This window comes from Aquitalea sp. USM4 (assembly GCF_004328945.1).
Lineage (GTDB): Bacteria > Pseudomonadota > Gammaproteobacteria > Burkholderiales > Chromobacteriaceae > Aquitalea > Aquitalea pelogenes.
On sequence record NZ_CP029539.1, the window covers coordinates 1,128,602 to 1,149,684 of the forward strand.

Consider the following 21,083-nt stretch of genomic DNA (forward strand, 5'->3'; position numbering starts at 1 on the left):
ACAGCCGACAGCGCCACGCTCAGCCCGCTCAGATCAGCAGATGCCCGGCACTGCCCTGATTGTTCTGTTTCAGACGATTGACGAACTCGCCAAACTCCAGCCCGAAGCGGCACTCCAGCCGGTCGGCACGCTCTTTCAGCGCCTCCCACTGGGTAAGCGTGGGACTCTGGCGGAAGGCCAGCACCGCCACATTGCCGTGACTGGCCGAGGGCAGTTCCAGCACGCGGCCTTCAAACACTGACAGCAAGCGCTCGACAAAGCTGTGATAGCGCTTGTCGCCACTCCACCAGTTGGTGACAAACACGCCATTGGGGCTGAGCGCACGCTTGCAGTCTTCGAAGAAGTCTTCGGTGGTCAGTTCGTCCACAATCTGCAAGCCATCAAAACCGTCCACCAGAATGGCGTCGGTGGAACCACGGAAAATCTTCACGTAATCGGCACCGTCGGCCTCGATGATTTCAAAGAAATCACCCTCTTCCGGTAGCTTGAAAAAGGCACGTGCCACGGCAATGACCTGCGGGTTGATGTCCACCGCCACGCTGACGGCTTCCGGCAGGTACTCGTCGATGAAGCGGGCAAAGGAACCACCACCCAGGCCGATTTGCAGGATATGGCGCGGGTCGTCATTCCACAGCAGGAAGGCCATCATGGCGCGGCTGTAGGACAACACCAGCTCGGCCGGTTCGTCCATGTCCATCGAGCTCTGGATGGTTTCCGAGCCCAGATGCAAGGAGCGGATATTGCCGGCTTCGGAGATTTCCACTTCCGGCATGTCCTCCACCGCGGCACGCACGCGGCGGCGGAAAGGATGCAAGGCTCTACGCGCCACAGCCACCCTCCTCCTGCTGCGCCGGTTTGCGCGAATCCAGAATGCTGATGGTACGACGCGCCGGTGCGCTGACCGCTTCTTCTCGGTCTTCAAGCGGCATTGGCGGATCGCGGAACTCTTCCTTGTCGAAGGCGGTGTCGCCATTCTCGAAGGGGCTGTCACCGGTTTTCAGGCCGGCAAAGTCGAACAGGCCGGTATCGCACAAATGGGACGGCACCACGTTTTGCAGCGCGCGGAACATGCTCTCCACCCGGCCGGGGAAGCGCTTGTCCCAGTCGTTGACCATCTCCTTCACCACCTGACGCTGCAGATTGGGCTGCGAGCCGCACAGATTGCACGGAATGATGGGGAACTGGCGCAAGTCGGCGTAGCGGATGATGTCCTTTTCGCGGCAATAGGCCAGCGGGCGGATCACCATGTGCTTGCCGTCGTCCGACACCAGCTTGGGCGGCATGGACTTGAGCTTGCCACCGTAGAACATGTTGAGGAACAGCGTGTGCAGGATGTCGTCGCGATGGTGACCCAGCGCAATCTTGGTGGCACCCAGCTCGTCCGCCACGCGGTACAGGATGCCGCGACGCAGGCGCGAGCACAGGCTGCAGGTGGTCTTGCCTTCCGGCACCAGCTTCTTGACGATGGAATAGGTGTCTTCTTCGATGATGCGGTATTCCACCCCGATGGACGCCAGATAGCCGGGCAGCACATCTTCCGGGAAGCCGGGCTGTTTCTGGTCCAGGTTAACGGCGACGATGGAAAAGTCGATGGGGGCGGATTTTTGCAGACCCAGCAGGATGTCCAGCAGGGTGTAGCTGTCCTTGCCGCCGGACAGACACACCATGACCCGGTCACCCTGTTCGATCATGTTGAAATCATTGATGGCATCACCCACGTGGTGACGCAGGCGCTTGGCCAGTTTGTTGCCCTCGAACACGGCCTTTTTGGCCTTGTCGTCGAGCACGGTGTTCTGTTCGGACATGGGGTACGGCTAAGAAATTGAAAAACAGGCGATTTTACTGTTTTTCCCTGCAACAATCCATGCCATTTCCCGGCAAACCGCCCCAAGCCTTACAACACGATGCCGCGTCCGCCATCCACCGCCAGAATCTGACCGGTGACATAGCTGGCATCCAGCAGCAAAAAGGCCACTGCACGGGCAATGTCATCCGGCTGGCCGGTACGCTGCAAGGGAATGGTGGCTTCGATGGCGGCGCGCTCTGCCGCATCGAAAGACGCCTCGCCCTCCGGCCACAGGTTCACCCCCGGCGCTACGCCATTCACCCGCACATCCGGTGCCAGCTCCAGCGCCAGACTGCGAATCAGCTGGGCATGCCCGGCCTTGGCCAGGTTGTACACCACATGGCGCTTCATCGGCCGGTCCACGTGGATGTCTGAGATGCCGACAATGGCACCGCCGTTACGACGCAAGGCCGGGGCCACCGCCTGACTGAGAAACAGCGGGGCCTTGAGGTTGCTGCCCATCAAATCATGCCAGGCCGACTCGTCGATCTGGCCGATTTCGGTAGGGAAAAAACTGGAGGCATTGTTGACCAGACCATCCAGCCGTCCGAACGCGGCAATGGCCTGTGCTGCCAGCTGGCGCACCGCCTGCATGTCCAGCAAATCGGCCTGCAGCAGTACAACCGATTCCGCTCGCTGTGCATTCAGCTCGGCGGCCAAGGCTTCGGCATCCGCTTGCGAACCACGGTAATGCAATACCAGCCGCACCCCGCGCGCATGCAGCAGCCGGGCAATACCAGCCCCTACCCGGCGCGCACCGCCGGTAATCAGTACCACACGCTGTTCATTCACTTGCATCAAGCGCTCTTGCTGTTGCTTCATATCCTGTTCAGCCTTTCCTGCCTGCCTTGCAGCGCCGTGTTTGCTGGCTGCGCCGACAACAAAATGCGCAGTGCCTCTTCACCCCTGCGCCGCTTTCGACCACAATCGCCGCACATTGTAGCAGGATGCACGTCATGACCACCCTACCCGCCCCAAGCGCCGAGGCGCTTGCCACCAGCCAGGCGCTGTGCGCCCATATCCGCCAGACCATCACCCAGGCCGGTGGCTGGATTCCCTTTTCCCGTTACATGGAACTGGCGCTGTACGCGCCGGGCATGGGCTATTACTCGGCCGGCAGCCACAAGCTGGGCAGCGCCGGTGACTTTACCACCGCACCGGAAATGTCGGCCTATTTTGGCCGAACCCTGGCCCGGCAGATTGCCGAACTGCTGCCGCAAACTGGCGGCACGGTATACGAATTCGGTGCCGGCACCGGCAAGCTGGCCATTGATATCCTGACCGAACTGGAAAAGCTGGACTGCCTGCCTGAGCATTACATCATCATCGACCTGTCGGCCGACCTGATCGAGCGCCAGCAAACGGCCATTCGCAGCGCCTTGCCCCATCTGGCCGACCGGCTGCAATGGCTGAGCGTGCTGCCGGAGCAGCTGGACGGCGTGGTGATTGGCAATGAGGTGCTGGATGCCATGCCCTGCGAGCTGCTGCACTGGACACCTGAACCGCTGCAACGCGGGGTGGCGCTGGATGGCGACAACTTCATCTGGCAGGACCGCCCGATTCAGGACCCGACACTGCTGCAACAGGCTGCGGCACTGAACATCCGGCAGGCGGGCTATATCAGCGAGCTGAGCCTGAGCAACACCGCCTTCATCCACACCCTGGCACGCCATCTGGTGCGCGGTGCCATCCTGCTGGTGGATTACGGCTATCCGGCGGGCGAGTTCTATCATCCGCAACGCCATATGGGCACGCTGATCGGCCATTACCGTCATCACACGGTGGATGACCCCTTCTTCCTGCCCGGCCTGATGGACCTCACCTGCCACGTGGACTTCACCGCCATTGCCCAGTCCGGCATCGACGCCGGGCTGGACCTGATCGGCTACACCACCCAGGCGCAATTCCTGATCAATACCGGCATCACCCAGCTATTGGGCGAACTGGATGCTGACGACAGTGCCAGCTACCTGCCGGTGGTGGCCATGGTGCAAAAGCTGCTGTCCATGCAGGAGATGGGCGAACTGTTCAAGGTGATCGGTTTTGGCCGTGGCGTCAGCATCGACTGGCAAGGCTTTACCCAGGGCGACCGCTGCCACACCCTGTAAGCCGGACTGCAGGTGATTTGTCTGCAAATGTGGTTGACAGCCTAAAAAACGCTGCGTATAGTTCGCGTCTCGGTGCAAGCGCATCGAGAAACGTGGCGAATTAGCTCAGTCGGTTAGAGCGACGGAATCATAATCCGCAGGTCCGGGGTTCGAGTCCCTGATTCGCCACCACAGTTTGCGAAGTCTGACTTGTCAGGCTTCACGGCGAATTAGCTCAGTCGGTTAGAGCGACGGAATCATAATCCGCAGGTCCGGGGTTCGAGTCCCTGATTCGCCACCAGTTTCAGCAAAAGGCCAGCTCTCAGGAGTTGGCCTTTTGTTTTGCCCCTCTCATACCCTTCTTCGCTGCCACTCACCCTTTTGCTTGCCGCCCGGCACACTGCTTGTCAGCAGGCTGTTACGCCATGCACACCAATTCCATTGGAATAGTTTGTCCATTTGACAGCAAAACACTTGTGCTTTTGATCAAATATAGGCATAACTACTGCGCCTGCCCTCACCCTGCGGCTGGCATGGTGCGGCTCATCACACCCTGAACGTAGCCAAAATCCGGATAAAAACAAAACAAGCTGGCTGCCACGGCATGCAATGCTGCACGCAGCATGGCGAATATCCCCCACAGCAAAAATCAGAAAAGATCAAATATCATCTCTGCTGCCCATCAGCCGGAGAGGGGGGCCGCTGCCTGCAGGCAGACGGCAATCGTTGAGCATGTCCACAGGAAGGCATCATGCAAATCAAGTCCAGGCTTACCATGCTGGCCCTTGTCACCACGCTCGGTCTTTGCGTGCAAGGCGGGGTAATGGTTTACACCCAGTTCAGTCTTGGCCAGTTCATCCGGCATCTGGTGACGGGCGATCTGCCCAGCTTGCAAACCTTGCAGCGTTTTCAGACCGACACGCTGAAAATGACGGTGAACGCCCTGCTGCTGGGCGCCACCGACAATGCCAATGAATTGCAGCAACTGCCCAAGGCCATCAGTGATGCCGAGCAGGATGCCCGCAGCGCACTGCGCGCGTACCGGACCCAGGCACTGGACAGTCAGGCGCAGCAACTGTTGCAGCAGGACCAGGCCCGGCTGGACGACTATGCCAAGGCACTGAAGCCCTATCTGGAAGCGACAGAATCAGGTGACATCGTCGCGGCCAAGTCGGCGCTGCGCCAGGTGGTGCCCAGCGCCCGTGCCGTGCTGGCGGCGGGGGATGCCCACCTGCAAGCCAATTACCGGCAAGCGGCAAATCAGGCGGAACAGGCCACTGGCCTGCTGCGCTTCGTGCAGTGGCTGAGCCTGGCCACCGTGGTGCTGTGCCTGCTGGTGGTGGGCAGCATGAGCTGGTCGCTCACCCGCTCCCTGTCCCGTGCCATTCAAGGCCTGCAAAGTGCGATTACCGGCATTGCCGAATCGCTGGACTTCACCCGCCGTGCACCACAAAACAGTCAGGATGAACTGGGTGCCACCGCCAGCGCATTCAACGGGCTGATCGGCAAACTGCATGACAGCCTGCAAGCCTTGAGCGGGCAGATCAGCCAGCTGACCCAGGCCTCGGCCGGGCTGGCATCCTCAGCCGGAGAAGTTGCCGGCACCGTTGCGCGCCAGAGCGAAATTTCCGCCAGCGTGGCGGCAACCGTGCAGCAGTTGACCGTGAGCATCAATCATGTGGGCATGCAGGCGGCCGCCACCAACGAGCAGGCATTGCAAACCGGGGCGCTGGCCAATACCGGCGGCGCGGTGGTCAGCAGTACGGTGAGCGACATCCGCGATATTGCCGACACAGTGGGCACCGCCTCCAGCAGCGTGCGCCAGCTGGGCGAGCAGGCACGCTCCATTGTCGCTGCGGTCTCGGTCATCAAGGACGTGGCCGATCAGACCAATCTGTTGGCACTGAACGCAGCCATCGAGGCCGCCCGCGCCGGCGAACAGGGTCGCGGCTTTGCCGTGGTGGCCGACGAAGTGCGCAAGCTGGCCGAGCGCACCAGCAGCATGACCAACCAGATCAACACCGTCATCAACGCCATTGCCGGCAGCAACGAAGACACCGGCAAGGCCATGGCCGCCACCGAAACCCGGGTGGAAACCGGCCTGCAGCGGGCCGATGCCGCGCAAGACGCCATCGAGCGCATTGCCCACACCACCCAGGAACTGGTGCAACTGGTGGGCAGCATCACCACTGCCATCCGCGAGCAGGCCAGCGCCAGCACCGACATTGCGGTGCAGGTAGACCACATCGCCCAGATGGCACAGCAAGCCAACGGCAATGCTTCGGCAGCCTCCGGCTCGGCGCTGGCGCTGGATGCCACTGCCCGCCGCATGCAGGAGATTGTGGCGGCCTATCGCCTGTAAGCCTGATCCAGCGCAGAAAAGCAGGTTTCGGGCCGGGTAATCTTGCATTAGATTGAACACATGGCATGCCATCTGGCTGCCATGTTTCCCGTCTTGCGAAAGTGCACCCATGTCCGCTCCCATCCTTCCCCCCGCCTGCGACGACAGCATCCATGTCGATTTGCGTGAAGTCATCCATGCCCTGTCCGACGCACTGGACCTGGTGGGGATTGATGATGTGGCACACGGCAAGCGGGTGGGCATCATGGCCTGGAATTGCGCGCTGGTCTTGCAGCGTAGCCGCCAGCAGGCTGACTTCCTGTTCGACCTGGGCCTGTTGCACGATATCGGCGTATCGTCCACCCGCACTCATCAGCATCTGGTCAGCGAATTCGACTGGGCCGGCTCGCAACAGCACTGTCAGGATGGCGCCAGCCTGCTGGCAGGCTTTGCCCCGCTCGCGGCCATGGTGGAACCGGTGCGCTACCATCACACGCCATGGCAAACCCTGTCCGGACTGGACTTGCCGCTTGAGGTGGCCGAGCAGGCCAACCTGATTTATCTGGTGGACCGGGTGGATGCCATGGCTGCGGCCTACTATCAGGGGGGTGAGTTGCTGATGCATACCGGAGCCATCCGCGAGCGCATTGCCAGCTACCGTGGCAGCCATTTTGCCCCGCAACTGGTGGATGCCTTCTTGCAGGCTTCCCGCGCGGAAGCCTTCTGGCTGCAACTGGAGCCGCGCGGCATTGCCGGCATGCTGCACGACCGGCGTGGCGAGCGCCATCCCTGCACTGCCACCACCACCCAGCTCAAGCAACTGGCCACGCTGTTTTCCCGCATCGTGGATGCCAAGAGCCCGTTCACCGCACGTCATTCGCAGGGGGTGGCCGGGCTGTCGCGCTGGCTGGCCGAACGCGCCGGGCTGTCACCCGGCCGCTGCGACCAACTGGAAATTGCCGCGCTGCTGCATGACCTTGGCAAACTGCGGGTGCCGGACGAGGTCCTGGACAAGCCCGGCGGGCTGGATGCGCATGAGCGCAGCCTGATCAATGCCCACAGCTTTGAAACCTACCAGATCCTGCGCCATATCAGCGGCTTCGAGGAAATTGCCTGCTGGGCGGCGTATCACCACGAAGAACCCGATGGCCATGGCTACCCCTTCCACCTGAGTGGAGCCAGCATGAGTCTGGAAGCCCGCATCCTGCGGGTGGCAGATATATTCCAGGCGCTGGCGCAGGACCGCCCCTACCGCACCGGCCTGAGCGCAGCACAAGTGCTGGCCACCTTGCAGGACTTTGCCGCGCACGGGCGCATCGATCCGGAGATTCTGGCCATTGCTGCCGGGGACATGGCTGGTGCCATGGCGGCAGCCCTGCCGGTGGCCAGTACACACTGACCGGCTTGCCATGATTTGCCAGCCCGCCAGCGGGGGCGGATAATCGCCAGCCCCAACCCTGGGTCAACCCGAGCGGAGAATCTGCAAGATGAGTGATGAGCAACTGCGTCTGTCCAAACGCATGGTGGAACTGGGACTGTGCTCGCGTCGCGAAGCCGATGCCTTTATCGAGCAAGGCCGGGTGCGGGTCGACGGACAGGTGGTGCAGCAGTTGGGCAGCCGGGTAAGCCCGCAGCAGCGCATCGAGCTGGATGCCCCGCGCATGAGCCTGGACGGGTTGAGCATCAGCCTGCTGCTGCATCGTGCTGCGGATAGCCGCTTGCCTCTGGCCGGGCTGATTACCCCGCAGCAACGCCATGCCCGGGACAACAGCGAAGTCAGCTTCAATCCGCGCCATCTGAAAGCCTTGCAACAGGCCGGGGCGCTGGACGAAAACAGCCATGGGCTGGTGGCACTCACCCTGGACAAGAAACTGGCACGCAAACTGGCGGATGCCGAACAGGAATACCTGATCCAGCTGGAAGCAGCCCCGGCGGCCGAGCTGCTGAAACAACAGTTGCAAGCCTTGCAACTGCCGGGCAAGCCACCACGCGGCCTGAAAATCAGCCGCCAGAGTGACCGCCAGCTGCGCATGGTGCTGTCAGCCGTGCAGCCCGGTCAGCCCATGGCCATCTGCCACGCGCTGGGTCTGCAGCCGCTGGCGCTGCGCTGCATCCGCATTGGCAAACTGGGTATCGGCGACCTTCCCGCCGGACAATGGCGCTACCTGCTGCCAATGGAATCCTTCTAATCTACTTGCCCGCCAGTGCAGCCAGTGCCGACTGCAAGGCAGCAGCCAGTGCAGCCGGCTGGCTGATGGCCTCTGGCCAGTTGAGACGCTCATGCCCGGCGCCGCTCTGGCGCCGGTAATCCACGCCGTAAGCATCCAGCCCCAGCAGGGTGATGCCTTCAGGCACCCGGGCCTGCTGCAACAGCGTGGCCTCCTGTGCCAGCGGCAGCACATCCGGGCTTAATTCCTCCGCCTCCAGCCAACCCATGCGCCCCACGCCACCGATATAGCGCAGGCGCTGCGGCAGCAGGCGGAAGAACATGAAATCCAGTTGCAGCAGATCCTCTGCCTGCGGCTGGTAGCGCAAAAAGCGCTGTAGCAACGAGTCATCCGCCTCGATGCGCTGCGCATCGGCCAGCAAGGTCAGCCGTGCTTCGGCCTGCACATCCTCGGCACCCTTTTGCAGTACTGCCAGGCTGCAACGTCCATCGGCCAGCAGATTGCGCGTGTGTTCGGCCAGCGCGCTGATCAGCAGCAGCGGGCGGTGCTGTTCATCCAGTACATAAGGCAGCACCGTGGCATAGGGATAACCGGCCAGCTGACCGGAGTGGGTGGCCAGCGTGGCATGATGCTGGGCGTGCATCAGCTGCAAGGCGGCGATGGGCGCGATTTTCATCAGTATTTCTCCTGAAACCTGCAAACAGTCATGTCGGCCATTTTATGGCAGCTGACTGCGCCATGCCCGGTCATGCGCCGTCATCATCTTGCGCCAGGACAAACTCAGTGCGGGTCGACCGGCTGCTGCAGGCTTTGCACATACTCCAGCAACTGGGCGGCCGGCATGGGGCGGGCAAAATGGAAGCCTTGCATCACGCGACACCCCAGCGCCAGCAGGCGCTCGCTTTGCGCCTGTGTTTCCACGCCCTCGGCCACCACCTCCATGCCCATGTCGCGCGCCATCGACAAGGTGGCACGTACCACGGCTTCATCGTCAGTGGGGCCGGGCAAGGTGCGGACAAAGCTGCGGTCTATCTTGAGCCGGCTGATGGGGAAACGGCGCAGGCGGGACAGCGAGGAATACCCGGTGCCAAAGTCGTCCAGCGCAAAGCGGCAACCCAGAGCCACCAGCGCATGGAATACGTCCAGATGGTGGCTTTCTTCATGCATCAGCGCACCTTCGGTCAGTTCCAGTTCCAGCGCACCGTCCTTCAGCCCGTAACGCTGCATCAGGCCTTGCACATAGGGTTGCAGGTCGCTGCGTTCCAGCTGCACCGGGGAAATATTGACCGAAACCGGCAGTTGCAGGCCATGCGCCCGCCAGCTGGCCTGTTCGGCACAGGCCTGGGCCAGCACCCAGCGTCCCAGCTCGACAATCAGGCCGGAGCGCTCCGCCAGCGGAATGAATTCGCCCGGCGGCATGAAACCACGTACCGGATGCTGCCAGCGGACCAGCGCTTCGCAGCCTATGCACTGGCCGCTGACGGCGTCAATCTGCGGCTGGTAGTACAACACCAGCTGGCCGGGTTCGTCTTGCAGCGCCCGGCGCAAATCGCGCTCCAGTGTCAGACGTTCCAGCACCAGCACATTCATTTCCGGCGTGTAATAACGCAGGGTATCGCGCCCGGCTTCCTTGGCCGCATACATGGCCATGTCTGCGTGGCGCAGCAGGGTGTCTGGGTCCTGGCCATCCTGCGGGTACAGCGCCACGCCGATACTCACGGTGCAGCGCAGTTCATGTGCATCCACCAGCACGGCCTGATCAAACAGGGCCAGCAGCGCACTGCCCAGCGCCTCCAGCTGCGACTGATGGGTATAGGGCATCAGGATGACAAATTCGTCCCCGCCCAGACGGGCCAGCATGGCCTCTGGCGGCAGCGGTTGTTGCAAACGGCGCGCAATGTTCACCAGCAGCTGATCCCCCACCGGATGGCCCAGGCTGTCATTCACCGTCTTGAACTCATCCATGTCCAGGAACAGCACCGCCAGCTGGCCTTGCTGGCCGGCGGCATCCAGCTCGCGGCGTGTCATGCTGAGCCAGCACGGCCGGTTGGGCAGGCCGGTCAGGCTGTCATGCAAGGCCAGATAGCTGACATTGGCCTCGGCCTTGCGGGTGGCATCCAGCTGCACTTGCAACTGCTGGTTGGCATCGGCCAGCTCGGCAGTGCGCTGCTGCACCTCGCCCTCCATCCGCCGGGTATAACCGGTGACAATCAGCAAGAAACCGCCAAACAGGCCGGTCATGGCCAGGCCCACCACAAAGGTGATCCACTCCAGCCAGCTGCGCAGACCGTCCAGGTATTCTTCGCTGGCACGCAGGCGCAAGGCCCAGTTGCGCCCGGCAAACACAAAGCGGCTTTCCAGATGTGGCCGCTGACCGAACCAGCCACCCTTGCCGCAATTTTGCGGGCCGGACAGACGGTGGAAACCCGGCATGCCGTCGATGTCGATCAGGCAGACTTCAATATCATGTCGCACATCGTGCTGCAGCGTGGTTTGCACGATGTCGTCCATGCGGAACAGGCTGGAAATCACCCCGCGCAATACCTGGTGCTGCATGGCATCGGCCGGGGCATACACCGCCTGATAGAGGGCAATGGCTTTCTGATGGCCCACTTCCTGCACCAGGCGGATGGCCGGGCTGGCTTCCGCCTGACCGCTTTGCATGCTGCGGCGAATGGTGCTGGCCAGTATGGGTGAGGACAGGATATCCAGCCCCTGAGCGCGCAGATTGCGCTGCAGCGGTTCATTGAAACGGATGGGCAGATAGGATGGCCGCTGGGGCGACGGCTGGATGTTTCCCGCCGGATCCCGCGCCTGGATGGCACGTCCGCCCAGCACATCCCGCTCGAAAGCCTTGCGCTCGGCATCATTCACCAGCGGACTCCAGCCCAGGCTTTGCGTACCGGGCAAACGCCCCAGCCAGGGCGAAGTCAGCTCTGCCCATTGCTCGGTCGAGGATACCGGGGCGCTGCTTTGCAATTGCTTCAGTGCCAGCATCACGTCCAGCTGCATTTCCAGACGCTTGCGCAGGGCCAGTTCGATCTGGTTGGCATCGCGGTTGAACTGGCTTTGCACCCGCAGCGCTTCCCAATGGTGAATCAGCACGCTGAGGCTGGCCATGGTGAGCGCCGTCAGCAGCATGGGCCACAGCAAGGCACGGCTGCGCGCCTGCCATTCACTGCGCGGCCGGCCAAAACGCGCCAGCATCAAGGGCAGCATGATCAGGCAGCCAAAGGTATCGCCCAGCCACCAGTTCCAGGCGTTGAACAGGGCATCGGTACGGGGCAGCACGCCCAGCATGGCCAGCAAGGGCACACTGATGCCACTGCATGCCAGGCAGGAAAGCGGAATCACCAGCAACATCAGGCGGATCACGCTGGCGGCATTATCCAGACGGTTGGGCCAGCCTATGGTGCGGGTAATCAGCCAGCGGCCTGCCAGCGCCTGCAAGGTTGCGGCCGCCGGCACGATCAGCAGGGACAGAAACCCCCAGCCCTGCACGCCGGACTGCCAAGCCGCCGCCACTTGCACCAGCAAGGAGCCCAGCAGCACACCCGGCCACAATGATCGCCCCCACAGCAGCAAGGACATCAGGGCCAGGCCGGCAGCAGGAAAGACAGGTGCGGTATAGCCAGGCGGAATGGCGCTATACAGCGAGGGGATGCCGATCAGGGCATACACCACGGCCAGCCGCAAAATGGCAGGAAGTCGAACAGGCACTAGGCACCTTGCAGTTATAAATGACAGCTTGCTGACATTAGCATGATGTACCGTAAGCGTCACTTGTCATGCTCAACATCAGCCTGTACGAATAAAAAAACCAAAGCGTGCAGGTAAAAAACGGCAAATCTTCCGACAATACAAGGCGATTGCTACGGTGGCGTGGCTAACGCTGAATGATGTGCGCGGCAACTGCCCGATCAGCCGGTAACGGTGCGCGGCCTTCCAGCAGGGCGAAAATCTGCGCCAGACAGTGCTCTGCCATGCCCTGACCATCCTGCACGATGGCATCCACCGGAATGGGCAGGCAGTCGAGCAAGGGGTGATCGTCAAACGTCATCAGACAGGACGGCGCTTCGCGCAGATGGTGGGTCTGGCTCATGAAGGACAGCACCCCTTCAAGCAAGGTAATGGAAGCGGTGAACAAGGCTTGCGGGTAGCGCCCTGTGGCGGCATACCATTGCTGCATCATGGCAAAACCGGAAGCGCGCTGGAAATCGCGCTCCACCACCCACTCAGCCGGGGCCTGCATGCCATGCTGTTGCAGCGCCTGACGGAAACCTGCCAGCCGGTCGCGGCTGGGAGAAAGCGTGGGCTGACCACCGAAATACACTACCTCCTGCACACCCTGCGCCAGCTTGCTGCCAATCAGCCGGGCCACGGTATCGGTGGCGTCAGTCACCACCGACGGAATGCCACTGCCATCGATGCGGCGGTCAACAAACACCAGCGGCAGACGGCTGGTCCATTTCTGATACAGGGCGGCATCACTGCTGCAAGGCACCACGGCCATGCCATCCACCTGCCGCGCCACCAGGTGCGCCATGCCTTCGGCTTCGCGCTGCGGGTCCTCGTCACTGGTCACCAGCACCAGCTGGTAGTCACGCTCGCGGCACAGGTTTTCCATGGCCTGCGCCAGCGTGGCATGGGCCGAGTTGGTCAGGTCGGGAATCACCAGTCCGATGCTGTTGCTACGTTTGCTGCGCAATGACCGTGCCGATTGCGAAGGGTTGAAATGGTGCTCGCGTGCCACTTTCTCCACCCGTTCCACCGTGGCTGGCGAAATGCGATAACGCTCGGCATGGCCATTGAGCACCATGCTGGCCGTGGTACGGGATACGCCGGCCAGGCTGGCAATGTCATCGATGGTGAGGCGCTTGTAGGCAGTCACGCAAGACTTTCTGTAAGAGGTTGGTCACCGGCAGCAACAACCCCCGCAGCCTTGTCAGCAGCGGGGGTTGGCTGGCTTGTAGCGATTGTATTACAAGCGGGCGGGCACAGGAAAACCCTGTACCTGGCATGGCTTCCCGCTTACTGCTTGATCAGGTTCAGCGGTACCGGAATGAACTTGTCCACGCTCTGGCCGGCTGCCAGTTTCTTGGCAGTCTGGATGCCATACTGGCCGATCAGCTCAGGCTGTTGCTGCACGGTGGCGGCCAGGGTACCGGCTTTCACTGCGGCAACGGCGTCAGCGGTGGCATCAAAGCCCACCACCACCACGTTTTTCAGACCGGCAGCCTGAATGGCCTTGAGCGCGCCCAGCGCCATTTCGTCGTTATGCGCAAACACACCCTGGATGTCCTTGTTGCCCTGGATGATGTTTTCCATCACCGACAGGCCCTTGGCGCGGTCGAAATCTGCCGGTTGCTTGGCCAGCAGTTTCACATCAGCCTTGCCATCCACCACCTTGTGGAAGCCTTCGCCGCGCTCACGTGCTGCGGAGGAGCCGGCAATACCTTCCAGTTCGACGATACGGCCCTTGCCACCCAGTTTTTCCAGCAGGTACTCACCGGCCATCTTGCCGCCTGCCACGTTATCCGAGGCAATGTGGGCGCTGACTTCGGCACCGTTCACGCTGCGGTCCAGCGACACCACCTTGATGCCCTTGCCGGTCGCTTCCTTCACCACATTGGCCACGGCAGAGGAGTCAGTCGGGTTGATCAGGATGACGTTCACCTTTTTCTGGATCAGGTCTTCCACGCTGGCCTGCTGCTTGGCCGGGTCGTCCTGGGCATCCACGGTAATCAGGTTGACACCGTCTTTCTTGGCTTCGTCTTCAGCGCCCTTGCGCAGCGACACGAAGAAGGGGTTGTTCAAGGTGGATACGGCCAGGCCGACGGTCAGCTTGCCATCGGCGGCAGCGGCAGGTGCACTGGCGGCAGCCGGCGCAGCGCTGTCCGGACCTTGCTTGGAGCAGGCGGCAATGCCGAACACCAGCATGCTGGCCAGCAGCGGATGAAGAATGCGATTCATGGTGAGTCTCCCTGATATTGACTACGTTGCGTTAAACAGCCCTGGACAGGACTTTTGTTGATTCAAACCCTGCGTTTACTTTTTGCCGCTGCGGTCGATCAGCACCGCCAGCAAGATGACCACACCCTTGATCACCTGCTGGTAGAAGGACGATACGCCCAGCAGGTTAAGGCCATTGTTCAGCACGCCAATCAGCAGCGCGCCCATCAGCGTGCCGAAAATCCAGCCGCGGCCGCCGGTCAGGCTGGTACCGCCCAGCACCACGGCGGCGATGGCATCCAGCTCGTAGCCGCTACCGGCGGTGGGCTGGGCGGAATTCAGGCGCGAGGTCAGCACCACCCCGGCCATGGCTGACATGGCACCGGAAACGGTATAGACCCACAGCTTGATCTGATCCACCTTCACGCCGGACAGCCGAGCGGCTTCCTCATTGCCACCGGTGGCATACACATGGCGGCCGAACACGGTTTTCTTCAGCAGGAAGGCAAACAGGCCGAACATGATCAGCATCCACACCACCGGAATCGGCACCAGCCCGGCCACATAGCCGCCGCCCAGCATGGAGAACAGATCGCTGTTGAAGCCGGTGATCGGGCTGCCGCCGGACACCACCAGCGCGAGACCGCGCAGGATGGTCATGGAAGCCAGGGTGGCAATGAACGGCGCCACCTTGCCCTTGCTCACCACCAGGCCGTTGAGCAGGCCCATCACACCACCGCCGATCACCCCCAGCAGGGTAGCCAGCATCGGGTTGACGCCGGACTGGATCAGCGTGGCAATGCCCACCGAGGACAGCGCCAGGATGGAACCCACCGACAAGTCGATGCCGCCCAGCAGGATCACCAGCGTCATGCCGAAGGCAATCAGCGCATTGATGGACACCTGGCGCATCACGTTCAGCAGGTTGGCCACGGTCAGGAAGTCCGGGCTGAGTACGGCCAGCCCCACCGACACCAGCACCAGGGCGATGAAGGGCCCCAGCTTCTGCAGGGTGGCTTTTTGTTTTGGAGTCATTATTTGTTCCCTTGCTCTTGTTCAGGCGGCGTGCGCCGTACCGGTGGCCGCAGCCATGATGCCTTCCTGGGTGGCCTCGGCGGCCTCGAACAGGCCGGTCTGGCGGCCTTCGTGTATCACCAGGATGCGGTTGCTCATGGCCATGACTTCCGGCAATTCCGACGACACCATCACGATGGCCACACCCGCTGCGGCCAGTTGGTTGATGATGTGATAAATCTCGGCCTTGCCACCCACGTCCACCCCACGGGTGGGTTCGTCCAGCAGCAACACCTTGGGCGGCTGGGCCAGCCATTTGGCAAACACCACTTTTTGCTGATTGCCACCGGACAGCGATTTCACTTCCAGTTCGGCGTCGCGGGTGCGGATACGCAATTGCTCGATCAAGCCGGCCACCGCCTGCTGCTCGGCCGCATCCGACACCACACCCAGCCGGGCGTACTGCGGCAGATGCACCAGGGTGGCGTTTTCGCGCAGCGACATGCCCAGTACCAGGCCCTGGCTCTTGCGGTCTTCCGTTACAAAGGCGAGGCCAGCGGCAATGGCCGCGCCCGGACTGTGCAGGCTGACCGCCTCGCCATCCAGCAACACCGTGCCCGCCGTGCGGCGGTTCAGGCCAAACAGGGTCTTGAGGATTTCACTGCGCCCCGCGCCCATCAGCCCGGCCACGCCCAGCACTTCACCAGCCCGTACGGCAAAGCTGATGTCGCGCACATGATGTTCGTCAGCCAGCCCATCCACCTGCAGGCGCACGGCACCGGGCTGTACGGTACGGCGCGGAAAGCGGTCACCGATTTCGCGGCCCACCATCATGTGCACCACTTCATCAAAATCGGTGTGGGCAATCACCCGCTCGCCAACAAAGCGGCCATCGCGCAGCACGCTGATCTTGTCGCAGATACGGAAGATTTCTTCCATGCGGTGTGACACATACACAATGGCGACGCCACGTGCCTTGAGCGACTGCATCAGGCCGAACAGGGTGTCGATCTCACGTTCGGTCAGCGCGGCGGTAGGCTCGTCCATGATCAGCAAACGTGCATCCATGGCCAGTGCCTTGGCAATTTCCACCATCTGCTGCTGACCGATGGACAGGCTGCCGGCTTCGGCTTCCGGGTCGATATTGCCAGCCCCAAGCGACGCCAGCTGTGCCTGTGCCTCGCGCCGCATGCGGGCGCTGTCGATTACGCCAAAGCGCGATGGTTCACGACCAAGGAACAGGTTTTCCATCACCGACAGTTGCGGAATCAGGTTCAGCTCCTGATGGATGATGGCAATGCCGCAGGCTTCGGCCTGACGGGTGGAGCGGATGTCCACCGCCTTGCCGTCAATCACGATGCTGCCGGCATCGCTACGGTACACCCCGCTGAGTATTTTCATCAGCGTGGATTTGCCGGCACCGTTCTCGCCCATCAAGGCGTGGATTTCCCCGCCGGCAATGGCAAAGTCCACTTGTTCCAGCACCCGCACCGGGCCGAATGCCTTGCTGATGCCCTGCATGACAACATTCATCACCAGGCCCTCAGAAAATCACGCCGGAGTGCAGGATCACATTGGCGTACGGCGTACATTCACCGGTACGGATGATCACCTTGGCTTCCTGGCAGCGCTGTTTGAATTGTTCATGGCTGACAAACTCCAGTGCCACGCCCTGCGCGGCCAGTGCGGCCGCCTGCTCGACAACAGCCGGGTTGCGGCTGCGGCATTCGTCGGCAAAGACGGCACGTTCGCACTGGAAATCCGCCAGCACGGTGTCCAGCACGCGGGCAAAGCCCGGCTCGCCCAGCGCCAGCGCGAGGTCGATGCATTCCACACCAGCCGGAATCGGCAGGCCGCAGTCGGCAATCACCAGACTGTCGGTATGGCCCATGCCAGCCAGCACGCGCGCGATGTCGCGATTCAGATGTCCCAGCTTTTTCATGCTTGTTGTTCCAGAAAATGTTGCAGCTCGGCCAGGGTGGGCATGCCGCTTTGCGCGCCCTGCTTGGTCACCGACAGTGCGGCGGCGGCATTGGCACGGCGGACAGCCTCGCTCAGGCCCAGCGCCCAGAATGCCGCCAGCGCACCATTGAAGGTATCGCCGGCACCGGTGCTGTCGACGGCGAATACCGGAAAACCATTCACCTGCCGGAGTACACCATCGGCATCAGCATAGCTGGCACCCAGGCTGCCCTGTGTCATCACGATGCCCGCCGGACGACTGGCCAGCAGTTGCTGCCAGGGCTGCTGGCTGCCCATTGCCACCGCCAGCTCGTATTCATTGGGCGTCAACAGGGAAACCTGTTGCAGCAAGGTGGCAGGCAGCGGCTGGGCCGGCGCGGGGTTCAGGATGAAGGGCTTGCCGTGGCGCGCCGCCAGCATGGCAGCATGCTCGACGGTAGCCAGCGGCACTTCCAGTTGGGCCAGCACCACATCGGCCTCGGCAAAGGCGGCTTCGGCGGCATCCAGCTGGGCGGGGGACACGGCATTGTTGGCACCGGGCACCACCATGATGGCATTGTCACCACCAGCCAGGGTGATGCTGGCCATGCCGGTGGCTTCACTGACCTGCGCTACCCAGCGGGTGTCCACGCCTTCGGCCTGCAAGCCACTGAGCAATTGCGCACCAAAGGCATCCTGCCCGACACAGGCAATCAGGCTGACATTGGCACCCAGACGGGCAGCCGCCACGGCCTGATTGGCCCCCTTGCCACCGGGATAGGTGGCAAAGCGGCGACCAAACAGGGTTTCACCCTGACGCGGAAAGCTGTCTGCTTCCACCACCAGGTCCATGTTGATGCTACCGATCAGCAAAACGCGGCTCATGTTTTGTCTTTCTTGCGGCAAACCATGTGCTATGCCCGCTGCCCGGGCCGGGCAGAACGGCAAGCACGGTCTGCTGTTGATCAAACGCTAAAACGTACTCAGCAATGCGGTGAACTTATAGCAGAGCCCGCATGTCGGTGGAAGCGCAAAACGCAAAAAATGTAAGTTTTCAACTACATGGCGACAGAAAAAAACCACACCGTGGTGCATGCCAGGGCCGGCAAGGCCTTGCCAGCGCCTGGATTTGCACCGTCACAGTGCCATTTGCCGCGCGGCTGTAGTTGCGGCGCACAATTCATCAAGCCCAAATTCCATGAGGCTTTGCGCATTTTCATGCCGCACTGCAATACCGACTCAGCCGGCATTACCCACCCGCACAAGTCCCCTGCGCCGGCGCTGCGGCTGTGCTAAACTCCCGGCAACACATTCATTTGATTATGAAAACACTCATCACCGCCCTCTTGCTCTGTCTGTTCTCACTGCCAGCCATGGCCGTGAACAGACTGCTGCCCGCCAATATCGTGGCCGGCACGCTCTCCAGTGTGGACAACAATGTCGTCACCTTCGCCAAAAGCGAAAGTTCGCTGCTGAACACGCTGGTTGCCATGGTGATTCCCAGCGGACAGAGCTATACCACTGCGCCCGGGCTGCGCATCTACGATGCCAACAACCTGTTCGTGCTGTCCGGACAATTGCCCACGCTGGTGGGTAAAACGGTAGGCATCACACTGGACTTGCAAGGCAACATCAATCGCATCTGGGTATTGAGCGATGAAGAAATCGCCCAATTGCAACAGCGCCAGCAGTAAGGCGCCCTTCCCCATGAACCAGCTGGAATTCCTGTAAGCAATGAAGAAGGTATACATCAAGACCTTCGGTTGCCAGATGAACGAATACGACTCGGACAAAATGGTCGACGTTCTGGGCGATGCCGAAGGCATGATCAAGACAGACAATCCGGAAGAAGCCGACGTCATCCTGTTCAACACCTGTAGCGTGCGGGAAAAGGCACAGGAAAAAGTATTCTCCGATCTGGGCCGCATCCGCCCGCTGAAAGAAGCCCGGCCCGACCTGATCATTGGCGTTGGCGGCTGCGTGGCCAGCCAGGAAGGCGACACCATCGTCAAGCGTGCGCCTTATGTGGATGTGGTATTCGGCCCGCAAACCTTGCATCGCCTGCCGGACATGATTCGCGCCCGCCAGCACAGCGGTGCGGCGCAGGTGGATATCTCCTTCCCGGAAATCGAAAAATTCGACCACATTCCGCCAGCCAAGGTGGATGGAGCCGCGGCTTTCGTCTCCATCATGGAAGGCTGCTCCAAGTACTGCTCCTTCTGCGTGGTGCCCTATACCCGTGGCGAGGAAGTCTCCCGCCCGTTTGAAGACGTGCTGACCGAAATTGCCGGCCTCACCCAGCAAGGGGTAAAGGAAATCACCCTGCTGGGGCAAAACGTCAATGCCTACCGTGGTGTGATGGCCGATGGTGAAATCGCCGACTTCGCCCTGCTGCTGGAATACGTGCACGAAATTCCGGGCGTGGAACGCCTGCGTTTTACCACCAGCCATCCGCGTGAATTCACCCAGCGCATCATCGACTGCTACGGCAAGCTGCCCAAGCTGGTATCGCACCTGCATCTGCCGGTGCAAAGCGGTTCCGACCGCATCCTTACCGCCATGAAGCGTGGCTATACCGCACTGGAATACAAGTCCATCATCCGCAAGCTGCGTGCACTGCGTCCGGACCTGTGCCTGTCATCGGACTTCATCGTCGGCTTCCCCGGCGAAACCGAAGCTGATTTCGCCCAGACACTGAAGCTGGTCAAGGACCTGGAATTCGACTTCAGCTATGTGTTCATCTACAGCGCCCGCCCTGGCACCCCGGCGGCCAACCTCACCGACGACACCCCGCATACCGAAAAGGTACGCCGGCTGGAAGCGCTGAACGATGTGATCGAAGCGCGTGGTTTTGCCATCAACCAGAGCATGGTGGGCAGCGTGCAGCGCGTGCTGGTGGAAAACATCTCCAAGAAGGACCCGAACATGCTGGCAGCCCGTACCGCCAACAACCGGGTCGTCAACTTTGTCGGTCACCCGCGTCTGCTCAAGCAAATGGTGGATGTCGTCATTACTGAAGCGCGTCCGCATTCGCTGGCAGGGGAAATCCTGCTGCAGGAAGACCGCTGAACTACATAAAGGCACAGACCCGTCATGTTCATCGTTTCACTCAGTTATATCGCCCCGCTGGAGGAAATCGACGCCCAGCTGGAACAGCATGTGCTGTGGTTGAAGCAATGCTATGCCGACGGTCTGTTCCTGGCCTCCGGCCGCAAGGAACCACGCACCGGTGGCATCATTCTGGCGCGCGGTGATCGCCATGTGCTGCAACAGCGGCTGGCGCAGGACCCCTTCGCCCTGGCCGGACTGGCACGCTACGACATCACCGAGTTTCACCCCAGCATGACGGTTGCCGGGCTGGAAATCCTGCAAGACCGGCCAAGCGCATGAGCAATACCATCAGCGCCCACCAGCCGCCACCACTGCGCCGCCATGCAGCCAGGGTGGTGCGCTACAGCCTTATTGCCCTGCCCATCCTGCTGGTGCTCAGCCTGCTGGTGGGCCAGCCCGGCAACAATGGCAACTGGGGTAGCCGTTCGCTCTTGCTGCTGACCGGCCCGGCCGCGCTGCTTCCCACCGCCTTGCTGTATGCTGCCCTGCTGTGCGTGCTGGACAAACTGGCTTCGGCCGGGCTGCGTAACGGCCTGTTCATGTTGCTGACCTTGCTGGTCTGCGTTTTGCTTGTACTGGAAGCCAGCTTCTGGCTGGCGCTGCTGTTCAGCCACTGACACCTG

19 protein-coding genes and 2 tRNA genes are annotated in these 21,083 nt (G+C 61.7%); 10 read left to right on the top strand and 11 right to left on the bottom strand.

Annotation, left to right across the window (positions count from 1 at the left end; translation table 11 throughout):
* Positions 1-28 precede the first annotated feature (28 nt).
* The 3 genes from DKK66_RS05325 to DKK66_RS05335 form a co-directional block, all read right to left on the bottom strand.
* Positions 29-829 carry a polyamine aminopropyltransferase gene (locus tag DKK66_RS05325; protein ID WP_082086443.1) on the bottom strand — a complete coding sequence of 267 codons (801 nt, stop codon included), beginning with the start codon at positions 827-829 and terminating at the stop codon, positions 29-31.
* Positions 819-1,805 (bottom strand): tRNA 2-thiocytidine(32) synthetase TtcA, encoded by a 987-nt coding sequence (gene ttcA / locus DKK66_RS05330; protein ID WP_131356102.1) that lies wholly within the window; start codon positions 1,803-1,805, stop codon positions 819-821. Before ttcA ends, DKK66_RS05325 begins: the two co-directional genes overlap by 11 nt.
* 89 nt (positions 1,806-1,894) lie before the next feature.
* Positions 1,895-2,668, bottom strand: coding sequence for a pteridine reductase (locus DKK66_RS05335; RefSeq protein ID WP_082086442.1), 774 nt, complete (start codon positions 2,666-2,668; stop codon positions 1,895-1,897).
* A 134-nt stretch (positions 2,669-2,802) separates the two neighbouring features.
* Between DKK66_RS05335 and DKK66_RS05340 the strand changes: the two genes are divergently transcribed.
* The 6 genes from DKK66_RS05340 to DKK66_RS05365 all read left to right on the top strand — a co-directional run bounded on the left by DKK66_RS05340 (position 2,803) and on the right by DKK66_RS05365 (position 8,463).
* Positions 2,803-3,954, top strand: coding sequence for a class I SAM-dependent methyltransferase (locus tag DKK66_RS05340; RefSeq protein WP_131356106.1), 1,152 nt, complete (start codon positions 2,803-2,805; stop codon positions 3,952-3,954).
* 94 nt (positions 3,955-4,048) lie between these two features.
* A tRNA-Met gene (locus tag DKK66_RS05345) sits at positions 4,049-4,125 on the top strand.
* A 32-nt stretch (positions 4,126-4,157) separates the two neighbouring features.
* A tRNA-Met gene (locus DKK66_RS05350) sits at positions 4,158-4,234 on the top strand.
* A 450-nt stretch (positions 4,235-4,684) separates the two neighbouring features.
* Positions 4,685-6,295: a methyl-accepting chemotaxis protein gene (locus DKK66_RS05355; protein WP_131356109.1), complete on the top strand. Its 1,611-nt coding sequence runs from the start codon at positions 4,685-4,687 to the stop codon at positions 6,293-6,295.
* Positions 6,296-6,404: 109 nt separating this feature from the next.
* A complete protein-coding gene (locus DKK66_RS05360; protein WP_131356112.1) occupies positions 6,405-7,673 on the top strand; it encodes an HD-GYP domain-containing protein in 1,269 nt (422 codons plus the stop codon).
* Between the two features lie 88 nt (positions 7,674-7,761).
* Positions 7,762-8,463 (top strand): S4 domain-containing protein, encoded by a 702-nt coding sequence (locus DKK66_RS05365; protein WP_131356115.1) that lies wholly within the window; start codon positions 7,762-7,764, stop codon positions 8,461-8,463.
* A 1-nt stretch (position 8,464) separates the two neighbouring features.
* Here DKK66_RS05365 and DKK66_RS05370 read toward each other — a convergent pair whose 3' ends face one another.
* The 8 genes from DKK66_RS05370 to rbsK form a co-directional block, all read right to left on the bottom strand.
* Complete coding sequence (locus tag DKK66_RS05370; protein ID WP_131356118.1) at positions 8,465-9,118, bottom strand: HugZ family protein; 654 nt, start codon at positions 9,116-9,118, stop codon at positions 8,465-8,467.
* Positions 9,119-9,222: 104 nt separating this feature from the next.
* A complete protein-coding gene (locus DKK66_RS05375) occupies positions 9,223-12,162 on the bottom strand; it encodes an EAL domain-containing protein (protein WP_165494108.1) in 2,940 nt (979 codons plus the stop codon).
* 166 nt (positions 12,163-12,328) lie between these two features.
* Positions 12,329-13,333 (bottom strand): LacI family DNA-binding transcriptional regulator, encoded by a 1,005-nt coding sequence (locus DKK66_RS05380; RefSeq protein WP_131356123.1) that lies wholly within the window; start codon positions 13,331-13,333, stop codon positions 12,329-12,331.
* 140 nt (positions 13,334-13,473) lie between these two features.
* Entirely contained in the window at positions 13,474-14,415 is a 942-nt protein-coding gene (gene rbsB, locus DKK66_RS05385; RefSeq protein WP_045846902.1) for a ribose ABC transporter substrate-binding protein RbsB, read from the bottom strand.
* Between the two features lie 75 nt (positions 14,416-14,490).
* Complete coding sequence (locus DKK66_RS05390) at positions 14,491-15,429, bottom strand: ABC transporter permease (protein WP_045846901.1); 939 nt, start codon at positions 15,427-15,429, stop codon at positions 14,491-14,493.
* A 21-nt stretch (positions 15,430-15,450) separates the two neighbouring features.
* Entirely contained in the window at positions 15,451-16,941 is a 1,491-nt protein-coding gene (locus DKK66_RS05395) for a sugar ABC transporter ATP-binding protein (protein WP_131360858.1), read from the bottom strand.
* 10 nt (positions 16,942-16,951) lie between these two features.
* The gene (rbsD, locus tag DKK66_RS05400) at positions 16,952-17,350 is read right to left on the bottom strand and encodes a D-ribose pyranase (protein WP_045846899.1); all 399 of its coding nucleotides are present in this window, start codon (positions 17,348-17,350) and stop codon (positions 16,952-16,954) included.
* Positions 17,347-18,234, bottom strand: a complete 888-nt coding sequence (gene rbsK, locus DKK66_RS05405) for a ribokinase (RefSeq protein WP_131356126.1) — start codon at positions 18,232-18,234, stop codon at positions 17,347-17,349. The genes rbsD and rbsK overlap by 4 nt, the downstream gene beginning before the upstream one ends.
* A gap of 437 nt (positions 18,235-18,671) precedes the next feature.
* Between rbsK and DKK66_RS05410 the strand changes: the two genes are divergently transcribed.
* The 4 genes from DKK66_RS05410 to DKK66_RS05425 are packed head-to-tail and all read left to right on the top strand — an operon-like array spanning position 18,672 to position 21,077.
* Positions 18,672-19,043 carry a hypothetical protein gene (locus tag DKK66_RS05410; RefSeq protein ID WP_045846896.1) on the top strand — a complete coding sequence of 124 codons (372 nt, stop codon included), beginning with the start codon at positions 18,672-18,674 and terminating at the stop codon, positions 19,041-19,043.
* A gap of 40 nt (positions 19,044-19,083) precedes the next feature.
* The gene (gene miaB / locus DKK66_RS05415; RefSeq protein ID WP_131356129.1) at positions 19,084-20,418 is read left to right on the top strand and encodes a tRNA (N6-isopentenyl adenosine(37)-C2)-methylthiotransferase MiaB; all 1,335 of its coding nucleotides are present in this window, start codon (positions 19,084-19,086) and stop codon (positions 20,416-20,418) included.
* Positions 20,419-20,442: 24 nt separating this feature from the next.
* The gene (locus DKK66_RS05420; RefSeq protein ID WP_131356132.1) at positions 20,443-20,739 is read left to right on the top strand and encodes a YciI family protein; all 297 of its coding nucleotides are present in this window, start codon (positions 20,443-20,445) and stop codon (positions 20,737-20,739) included.
* Positions 20,736-21,077 (top strand): hypothetical protein, encoded by a 342-nt coding sequence (locus DKK66_RS05425; RefSeq protein ID WP_131356135.1) that lies wholly within the window; start codon positions 20,736-20,738, stop codon positions 21,075-21,077. Before DKK66_RS05420 ends, DKK66_RS05425 begins: the two co-directional genes overlap by 4 nt.
* The last annotated feature ends 6 nt before the right edge of the window (positions 21,078-21,083 follow it).